This is a genomic window from Desulfosarcina cetonica JCM 12296 (genome assembly GCF_001311845.1).
GTDB classification, from domain to species: Bacteria; Desulfobacterota; Desulfobacteria; order Desulfobacterales; family Desulfosarcinaceae; genus Desulfosarcina; species Desulfosarcina cetonica.
This window is the reverse complement of sequence record NZ_BBCC01000238.1, coordinates 1-8,612: the sequence shown is the minus strand read 5'-3', so window position 1 is coordinate 8,612 and position 8,612 is coordinate 1. Positions and strand designations below refer to the sequence as shown.

10 protein-coding genes and 1 pseudogene are annotated in these 8,612 nt (G+C 58.6%); 5 read left to right on the top strand and 6 right to left on the bottom strand.

Annotation, left to right across the window (positions count from 1 at the left end; genetic code table 11):
* Positions 1-358 precede the first annotated feature (358 nt).
* A complete protein-coding gene (locus tag JCM12296_RS42770) occupies positions 359-520 on the bottom strand; it encodes a hypothetical protein (protein ID WP_218188363.1) in 162 nt (53 codons plus the stop codon).
* A gap of 169 nt (positions 521-689) precedes the next feature.
* Between JCM12296_RS42770 and JCM12296_RS30290 the strand changes: the two are divergent.
* The 3 genes and pseudogenes from JCM12296_RS30290 (at position 690) to JCM12296_RS30280 (ending at position 3,678) form a co-directional block, all read left to right on the top strand.
* Positions 690-1,768 (top strand): annotated as a pseudogene (locus JCM12296_RS30290) (acetyl-CoA hydrolase/transferase family protein).
* 15 nt (positions 1,769-1,783) lie between these two features.
* Positions 1,784-2,476, top strand: coding sequence for a DNA-binding transcriptional response regulator (locus JCM12296_RS39185; protein WP_054700836.1), 693 nt, complete (start codon positions 1,784-1,786; stop codon positions 2,474-2,476).
* A gap of 14 nt (positions 2,477-2,490) precedes the next feature.
* A complete protein-coding gene (locus tag JCM12296_RS30280) occupies positions 2,491-3,678 on the top strand; it encodes a sensor histidine kinase (protein WP_054700833.1) in 1,188 nt (395 codons plus the stop codon).
* Positions 3,679-3,691: 13 nt separating this feature from the next.
* On the opposite strand, the gene JCM12296_RS30275 is transcribed toward JCM12296_RS30280, so the two are convergent.
* The 5 genes from JCM12296_RS30275 to JCM12296_RS30260 all read right to left on the bottom strand — a co-directional run bounded on the left by JCM12296_RS30275 (position 3,692) and on the right by JCM12296_RS30260 (position 7,090).
* Positions 3,692-4,675, bottom strand: a complete 984-nt coding sequence (locus JCM12296_RS30275; RefSeq protein WP_157068025.1) for a YbgA family protein — start codon at positions 4,673-4,675, stop codon at positions 3,692-3,694.
* Between the two features lie 17 nt (positions 4,676-4,692).
* Positions 4,693-5,013, bottom strand: a complete 321-nt coding sequence (locus JCM12296_RS46275; RefSeq protein WP_246805140.1) for a response regulator transcription factor — start codon at positions 5,011-5,013, stop codon at positions 4,693-4,695.
* Positions 5,014-5,110: 97 nt separating this feature from the next.
* Positions 5,111-5,590: a PAS domain-containing protein gene (locus tag JCM12296_RS46270; RefSeq protein ID WP_246805137.1), complete on the bottom strand. Its 480-nt coding sequence runs from the start codon at positions 5,588-5,590 to the stop codon at positions 5,111-5,113.
* Between the two features lie 425 nt (positions 5,591-6,015).
* Entirely contained in the window at positions 6,016-6,846 is an 831-nt protein-coding gene (locus JCM12296_RS30265; RefSeq protein WP_054700830.1) for an amino acid kinase family protein, read from the bottom strand.
* A gap of 28 nt (positions 6,847-6,874) precedes the next feature.
* Entirely contained in the window at positions 6,875-7,090 is a 216-nt protein-coding gene (locus JCM12296_RS30260) for a hypothetical protein (protein WP_054700827.1), read from the bottom strand.
* A gap of 359 nt (positions 7,091-7,449) precedes the next feature.
* On the opposite strand from JCM12296_RS30260, the gene JCM12296_RS30255 reads away from it, so the two are divergent.
* Entirely contained in the window at positions 7,450-7,824 is a 375-nt protein-coding gene (locus tag JCM12296_RS30255) for a response regulator (RefSeq protein ID WP_054700824.1), read from the top strand.
* 441 nt (positions 7,825-8,265) lie between these two features.
* Positions 8,266-8,469: an FAD-dependent oxidoreductase gene (locus tag JCM12296_RS30250; RefSeq protein ID WP_054700820.1), complete on the top strand. Its 204-nt coding sequence runs from the start codon at positions 8,266-8,268 to the stop codon at positions 8,467-8,469.
* Positions 8,470-8,612: the final 143 nt, after the last annotated feature.

The following is an 8,612-nucleotide window of genomic DNA, read 5'->3' as shown; positions in this document are numbered from 1 at the left end:
CCCGATCGCGCGCATTTACCGGGATGCTCCCACCTACTACATGGTGGAAGGCTCGGCCAACATCTGCAAGTCCATCATTGGACAGGATCAGCTGGGATACCGCAAGGCCAACCGCTGATTTATCGACTCCGGCCGGTTATTCAGCCGAAACGGGTCCAGGGCGTGAAGGGCGGCGCCGGTTGCCGCCTTTCACGCCTTTTTTCCCATCGTGGCTTCCTTTTGCTCTCCGCTGTTCCCCCATTCCGTTCGTTTTACCTGCCATTGCCCATCCTTTCAGACTCGGATCGGCCCTGCAACAATACTTTTTCATTGTGCTGCAAAGGGCTTCGGATTAAAAAGAAGGCGCTGACATTTTAGATTAGACCGTGTTAGATCCGTGCCCATCCAGGAAGTGGAGGCTTGTCTTGCCATGAAAATCGTCCAGCGCGTCGAGGATATCGTCAACCGCAGCCTGCTGCCGCCGGGTACCCGGATCTACGCGTCGGGCACTGCCGCCGCGCCCCAGGTGCTCTTTCGCCAATTGCGCCGACACGAGCATCCAGGACATCGAGCTGATCGGTGCGCTGTACCAGGGGGATGTGGACGCGCTTTTTTCCCGGGAGACCTGCCGCCGGATCACCCATCGGGTCATCTTCAACAGCCGCCACACCCGCGAAGCCGTCAACCGGGGATGGGCCAAATACCAGCTCATGCACCTGAGCAACATTTCCACACAGGTGCGCGGGTACTTGAAGCCCACCGTGGCCATGATCAGCGTGGCCGGGCCGGACAACGGCGGCAACTACAGCCTGGGGACCACCGTCGAGGGGGTCATGGACGCCGTGGAAACGGCCCGGGCCAACGGCGGCCGGGTGCTTGCCGAGCGTAACGCCAAAATGCCCTTTGTGCTGGGCGATACCGTGCCGGAAGCCTGGATCGACTATTTGCTGGACACCGACTACCCCTTGCCGGCACGGCCGATCGATCCCCCCGACGAGGCGGAACGGCGCATCGGCCGCATCATCGCCGGCCTGTTCGTCGAGGATCGCTGCACCATTCAATATGGCATTGGCAAGGTTCCCGAGGCGGTTACCGATGCCATCCTGGACAAGGGGGTCAAGGATCTGGGGATCCACACCGAGCTGTTTGGCGATGCCATGCGCCGTCTGGTGGACACCGGGGTGGTGACCAACCGTTATACCCGTGAACGCAACAAGTTCAGCATTTCCACGCTGTTCCTGGCCGGCAGCCAGTCCGGCTACGATTGGCTGGATTACAACTCGGCCGTGCAGAGTCGGCCGTCGGACTATACCAACAGCATTCTCACCATTGCCGCCCAACCCCACATGGTGGCCATCAACAGCGCCATCGGCGTGGATTTGCACGGCAACATCTGGGCCGACTCCATGAAGGCCTGGGAGATTTACAGCGGTGTGGGCGGCCAGTGCGATTTTTGCGCGGGGCCAACCTGTCGCCAGGTGGGGTGCCGATCATCGCCTTGAAATCGATGACCGCAAAAGGCATTTCCAAGATCGTGGACATGTGTCCGGAAGGCATCACCACCACGGCGATCGCCGCCGATCCGGTCGTCATTGTCACGGAAAACGGCGCCTTTGATCCGCGTGGGCTGAGTATTTCCGAGCGGGTTGTGGGTATCGCGCACCTGGCGTCCGAGCCGTTCAAGACGCAGTTGTTGCAAAAAATCTACGACAGCCCGGCCTTTCACCACGCCAAAGGCGCCCTGACCGATGGAAATCCCAAGGGATTCCATCCTTATGAAACCCTATGATGTATTTTCTGAATCATGCTTAAGAAACCGATCCTGGTCGTTGATCAGGCGCCCTATGGGGAGACGCTGGCACCGTCCCTGGAGGCCTTGGGGTATCGTGTCGTTTCGGCGCGTAGCGGCGTGGACGGCCTGCGTGAATTCGAGAGCCTGCGCCCGCCGTGGGTGATCGTCAACACGGCGACCCACGGCGCATCGGAACTGGTGGACAGCATCCGGCTGCGCGATACCACCGTCCAGATCCTGGTCGCCACCCTGGACCGGGTCGAGACGATCATTTCCGAATACCGGGGACGGGCGGACGAGTTCCTCTCCCTGCCCGTCGCGCCGGTGGTGCTGGAAGTGACCTTGCAGCGCATGGAGCAGACCGTGCGCCTGCAACGGCGCATCCGTTCCATTTCCGAGAACCTGGAGTCGCGCGCCCGCGGCAGCATGCGCGAAATCGTCGATACCGAGCGCTTCCTGGCCGTGCGCCAGATCGTCGAGAAGATGTCGATCTTCATCGGCCAGGTGGCGCGCAGCGCCCAGGGGGGCATGCGCTATTTCAACCAGCTGCCCTATTTTGTCTCCATCCACAATCGGGACTGCACGGTGCTGGCCGCCAACAGCATCTACCTGCGTTACCTGGCAACCGGCTCAACCAGGGCAGCTGGGGAATCTACGTCGGGCGCCGCGGTACCCCCAACGCCTGCCCCGTGGGCCGTACCCTGAGAAAAGAGAGCGTTTTGAATACCCGGGCCCTGGTGCGTTATGTCAGCGGGGCGGAAGTCCCGGTGAACGTGCACACGGCGCCGATCTACGACAACGACGGCAACATCGAGCTGGTCATCGAAATCTTCGCCGGTACCCGCGAGATTGAACGCCTGGCCGAGGAGAGCCGCCATACCCAGCAGCGCTACGAACAGCTGTTCAACGCCGTGCCCTCGAGCATCGTCGTTCTGGACCGGCGCTTCCGCATCAACGCCATCAATCGGCGTTTCCGGGAAAATTTCGGCGAATGCACCGGCCGTCTGTTCTTCGATGTCTTCCGGCCGGGCATTTTTCCGGCCTATCGGGATCCCATCACGAAAACCGTGCGCTCCGGCGAGGCGCATCAGGGAGAAATGGTGCTGACCAACAACGAGGGCGTGAAGGTCAACATGATGGCCTGGACCGCCCCCATCAAAACCGTTTCCGGAAAACTCGTGCAGGTGCTGGCGATCTTCGCCGACGTGACCCAGATTCGCGAGTTGCAGGCCAACCTGGCCAACCTGGGACTGATGGTCAGCACCCTCTCCCACGACATGAAGGGATGCCTCACCGGTCTGGATGCCAGCATGTATTTGATCGATTCGGGGTTTTACCGCGACCGGCCGGGGCGCATCGAGGAAGGGCTGGACGCGGGCAAGCTCATGGTCGAGCGCATCCGCAAGCTGATCACCGACATTCTCTATTACGCCAAGGAGCGGGCGCTCAACCTGGCGACGGTCGACGTCGTATCGTTTACCGGGGATGTGATCGCCAACGTGGAGATGAAGGTGCGCGGCGCCAATATCCAGTTCCAGCCGGTTCTGCCCGACCATTCGGTGGAGATGGAAATGGATGCCGATCTGATGCGCACGGCGCTGTACAATATCATCGACAACGCCGTGGAAGCCTGTATCGCCAGCGCCACGATCCCCGACCACCGCATCGACTTCTCACTAAAAGTGGCGCCGGAGAACATCGTTTTCACCATTGCCGACACCGGCGGCGGCATGAACCCCAAGAAAGTCGACTCCATCTTCGATTTGTTCTACTCCACCAAGGGACGCGGCGGGACCGGCATCGGACTCTACGTGACCCGCAAGATCATCCAGAAGCATCACGGAACCATTTCGGTGCATAGCGAACCGGGGGAGGGCAGCCGTTTTACCATTGTTTTGCCGCGCTGAAGCCGGTCAGACTTTAGATGCCCATGGAAATGGGGCCGCCGGCGCCCTCAGCAGTGGTTGCGGAGTCGCAGGTCAACGGATGGGGGTTCAGGTAGGTTTGCGCGGCCAGATAGGATTGTTGGTATTTGCGCACGAAATGGTTGATCAAGGTCACCGGCACGATCAACGGCACGTTTTTCTGCCGGTAGTTCTCAATCAGTTCGAGAACTTCCTGCTTTTCGTCGGCGGAAATCTGTTTTTTGAAATACCCCAGGACATGCATGAGGGCGTTGGTTTGCTTGGCGCGGGTGGCCTTTTTGGAAAGGGCTTCCATAAGGAGCGTCTCATAGGCGGCGTGGAGGGATTCCGGTAGCATCGTTTTACTCTCGGCGACCCGTTTGCCCATGCTGCGGTAATGCTTCGGGCTGTGGGCCATGAGCAGCAGCTTTTCACGGGTGTGGAAATCGACCAATTTTCCGACCGTGGGTTGCCTGTCAAGGAAGCTGCGCCAGCGTTTCAGGGCAAATATCCGCTCGATGAAGTTCTCCCGCAGTTCCGGATCGTGCAGACGTCCTTCTTCTTCCACGGGGATGCGCGGAAACCAACGGGTGAAGGCCGCGGCAAACAGGCCGCGGCCGCTGTTGGACGGATACCCCTGATCATTGTAGACTTTCACGCGGTAAAGTCCGCTGCTGGGCGAGCCTTTCTTGAAGATGAACCCGCAAAGATCTTCCGCGGCCAGGGCTTTGATCCGCTCGTTCACCCAAGTCGTCATCCGGGCGGTGTGATCCACATGCGTTTTGTTCGTGACCAGGCGCGGATGCGCCGGATCGCCTTCGAGTCGCATGGCCTCACGCGGAACCCCCAAGCCACATTCGGTTTCCGGGCAAACGGGCACAAACGCAAAGTAGCGTCCGAGGGTGTCGGTGATGTAGCGGTCATGCTTGTGGCCGCCGTCGTAGCGCACCTTTTCCCCCAACAGACAGGCACTGATTCCGATTTTAATCAAATCCGACATGGGCGATTTCCGTTTGGTCAGGATATGGAGATCAGGTAACTCCGCAGATTGGTTTGGCTGTTGCTCAAACCGAACTTTCGGCGCAGGTTTTTGCGATGAAAGTGAATGGTGGTTTCGGAAACATTCAAAATATCGGCGATTTCCTTGCTGGCCTTGCCGTCCTTGACCAGGGTGGCCACCTGGATCTCCTGGGGCGTGAGGATGATGCTGGCGTTGGCCAGCTTCTGCATCATCGGGGAGATGATGTCCTGCAAGTGGGCATCGATGATTTCCACCAGGGTTCGGTCCCTGGGTTTCAACTGGGCCCGCTTGAGTTTCTCCACGTAGGGCAGGATCATTTCCTTGACGTTCGTGATGACCTTCTGCTCCAGATCGGATTTGTCTTCCTCACGTTGTTTGAGCAGGACTTTCAGGGCGATATTGGCCTCCTCCAGCTCAACTTTCCGACGGGTCAGCTGGGCCTCGCTTTCCCGCAGCTTCCTCGGTGAGCTTCAGGGCGGTGATCTCCTCGTGACTGGCCACCACGCGAACCGGTCCCCCGCCGGACATGCGGATGACACGCATATAGTACCAGTGGGGAGCGTCCGGTCCATGGCAGGGGTAATCGAAGAGAAATTCGTTCACCTGGCCATGGATCACATTGCGGATGCCATCAGCCACCCGGCGCGCGTTTTCGCCGTCATCCCCGTCGGCGGCTTCGCAGATGGCCAGGTAGTTTTCGCCGATGCCGTCATAATTCTCGGGCATGCCGTTTCTTACGGCAAACTGGCGCCAGGCGCGGTTGGTGTCCAGAATGGTTCCGTTCTCGTCAACGATGGCGATGTGCGCGGAAAGAGAATCCAGGACGGTGCGTGCCTCCTCGCTGGAATAGCAAGGCGGCATGGTGGTGGTCGGCGTTGACGGTGGTGGGGGCATCGGTTTTGCCTGAATGGTTTGGCCAAGGAATCCGTTTGAATCGAAATCTATCATAGGGGAACCAAGATCACAAGATTGACACACTTTCGGATGACAACCTTCAATTGACAGTTGGCATTGATTGATCCCAAGCACCGGGTTTCTGATCACACCAACAGCAAGGATGAAATCCAAATGCGGTGGCCCTGGTGTCATACTATTATTCTTGTTTGTATGGGTCGGTTTTGGTCGTTTTTAGGAGGTCAGCCGGCGGCGGGTTGATCGGTTTTTCAAAAAAATGTAACGGAACGTGTTGCTTTTCGTTATTTTAACCGGAATCGACCGATCAGCGGCCCTGCCCGATAAAAAAGGCGTTGCTAAAAAAGGCCGGGCCAGCCTGGCGGGAGCCCCCCGGCCGGTCCGGCCCTTGCGGAGCGGTGTTTCGTTTACTGGCGGTAGATAAAGGTTCCCACGTGCTCGCCGTTCATGGCCCGGGTGATGTTACCGGGAACCATGCCGTTGATGATCTGCACCCGGTCGATCACTTCGCTGTTCTGAATGATTTCCAGGCACGGCCGCTCGATGACCAGATCGTCCAGGTCACGTTCCATGAGATCCCGGGCACCAATTTCGGGAATGAACGTGGCATCGGGGTCTTTCTTGGGGTCGGCCGTGTAAAGACCGTCTTCATCCTTGATGAACAGGACGGTTCGCGAACCGATCAGGTCGGCCAGGATCACCAGGCCCACATCGGTGCGGTGGATGGGGATGCGGCCGGTTTTGGGTTTGATGGCGAAGTAATCGTACGGCGGCATGCCATGCATGACCGGAATGATGCCCTCGGCAAAGTAGGTGGGCAGTTTGACGATGTCGGAATGGGACATCTTGATGCCACCCCAGGGGGAAAGCAATGTTGCCACCATCAGGGCGTTCTGCTCGGAAATCATGCTGCCGAATTTGGCGATGATACCGGTGGGCATGCCCATTTCCAGACCGATGGTGTAGATATGGCGGCTACGGGTGCCGCCGCCGGTGGTGATCACCAGTTTGTGCTGCCGGCGCACCTGGACGATCTCCTTGAGAATGGCCGGCAGGGCCTGGGCCCCCCGATCGCAAATGGACTGGCCGCCGATTTTCACCGCGGCCACATCCGGATAGAGCCGCTCCTGGGGGGCCACATCGAGGTTGTCGATAAATTCCCTGCTCACCAGGCTTTCCCCCATGAGCCGGCTTTTGACGTGCAGACGCTTGCCATCCTTGTCCCTGACCAGTGGCATGGTTTATCCTTTCGTTGAATGACGACCTTTAATGGCCTGCCTGGTGGGATCCCTTATGCCCGCCCCCGGTCAGCTCAACCAGCTTGGCCCCGACCGCATCGGCAAGCTGCTGCAACTCGTGCATACGCAAATGCTGGGCATAGACCTTGAGGTCCACGCCGTTGATGGCGGCGATCCTGAAACGCGGGGTTTTGGCGCCGTCTTTTATTTTTTGTCGTTGACGATAGAAAATTTGTCCGGCCATGATTGCCTCCTTATCCGCGAAAAAGATATTGAAAAAGACCTCCCAACAATTTTAAATTTTATCATAAGGCCATTTCGCCTGAATGTAAAGTATTGAAAAATATATATTTTATTTTTAATTCGGCTTATCGATGATGTTGGCGCTTGCCCGCTATCGGTCGCTTGGGGTCGGACTGCCCCAATGGAGCGCAACCCCGCAGAGACGGCCGGCAAAAAATAACCGTGCGCTTCGTTTCGACAGGGGCTTCGGGTGGACCGGCAGGCGGGTTGGCGTGGCTGGGCATTGTCCATTCAAGCTATCGGGCAAACATGCCGATAGCAAAGATGGCGAGACTGCCTGTTGGGGAAAGGAAGCAAAGAGTGCGCATTCTTTTGGTCGAAGACAATCTGATCAACCAGAAGTTGACGCTGGCCTTGCTGAAGCGCTTCGGACTTACCGCCGACACGGCCGGCAATGGTAAAATTGCCTTGGAACGGCTGGCTGCCAGGCCATATGATTTGGTATTGATGGACGTCCAGATGCCGGAAATGGACGGCTACGAAGCCACCCGGCAGATCCGCGCCGGCCAGGCCGGCGTGCTCGATGCGCAGATTCCGATCGTCGCCGTGACGGCCCATGCCATGCAGGGTGACCGTGAACGCTGTCTCGCGGCGGGGATGAGTGATTACATCGCCAAACCCATCAAGCCGGACCGCTTGAAAGCGGTCATCGACAAATACAGGACACCCGCCTGATCCCCCAGCGGGTGTTATCCCGGGCCGGTACTGTGCCCGGGGGGCGCTTTCCCACCCCAATCCTTCTTCCTGATTTCACCGCATTTCGCGCTTGACGAGCGTGCATTTCACCCGATAGTATCCGCAAAAATCGATGGACTCGTAAAAAGTCGCGTTTCCGACGGATTTGTAAAAAGCCCGAGATCAAGGCTTGCGAATCACGAGGAATGAGGCGTACTGATCGTACTCCGCAGTGACGAGGGATACGCGTAACGCCGATATCGGGCTTTTTACGAATCCGTCAAAATCGATTCTCTCTTTTCCCGACCCACGGCACCATGACGATGGATGCCGAATCCACACCGGTGTGTGGCGTTCACCTGGGCCGCCTTCCGCCGGTGACAGATCCACCTTTGCCGAGCCCCTCCACCATGCTGGCAGGGCAAATGCGGGAGTCATGCGATGAAACACGTAATTATCGGCAATGGCATTGCCGGTGTGTGCGCGGCCGAGGCCATTCGGGTGCTCGACGAATCGGCCGAGCTCACCATCATCGGCGATGAAACCTTTCCCCCTTACAGCCGCCCCATGATCAGCCATGTGCTGGAGGCTCCCAGCCCCACGGCAAGCTGCCCATCCGTTCGGAGCGCTTTTACGACGAATTGAAGATCAAGGCCCTTTTGGGCCGGCGGGCCACCGGCATTGATGTGGACCGCCGGCAGGTGCTGCTTCCCGATGGCGCCGCAGTGGATTTCGACACCCTGCTGATTGCCGCCGGCGCGGATCCGCGTCCGCTGGTCGCCGCCGGC

Coding starts and splice junctions, on each gene's coding strand:
- JCM12296_RS30275 (WP_157068025.1), bottom strand. CDS start 4,675: ATGTCGGATTTGATTAAAATCGGAATCAGTGCCTGTCTGTTGGGGGAA.
- JCM12296_RS46275 (WP_246805140.1), bottom strand. CDS start 5,013: ATGATCCTGCCCTACGTGGAGAAACTCAAGCGGGCCCAGTTGAAACCC.
- JCM12296_RS30260 (WP_054700827.1), bottom strand. CDS start 7,090: ATGGCCGGACAAATTTTCTATCGTCAACGACAAAAAATAAAAGACGGC.
- JCM12296_RS30250 (WP_054700820.1), top strand. CDS start 8,266: ATGAAACACGTAATTATCGGCAATGGCATTGCCGGTGTGTGCGCGGCC.
- JCM12296_RS30265 (WP_054700830.1), bottom strand. CDS start 6,846: ATGCCACTGGTCAGGGACAAGGATGGCAAGCGTCTGCACGTCAAAAGC.
- JCM12296_RS39185 (WP_054700836.1), top strand. CDS start 1,784: ATGCTTAAGAAACCGATCCTGGTCGTTGATCAGGCGCCCTATGGGGAG.
- JCM12296_RS46270 (WP_246805137.1), bottom strand. CDS start 5,590: ATGCCCCCACCACCGTCAACGCCGACCACCACCATGCCGCCTTGCTAT.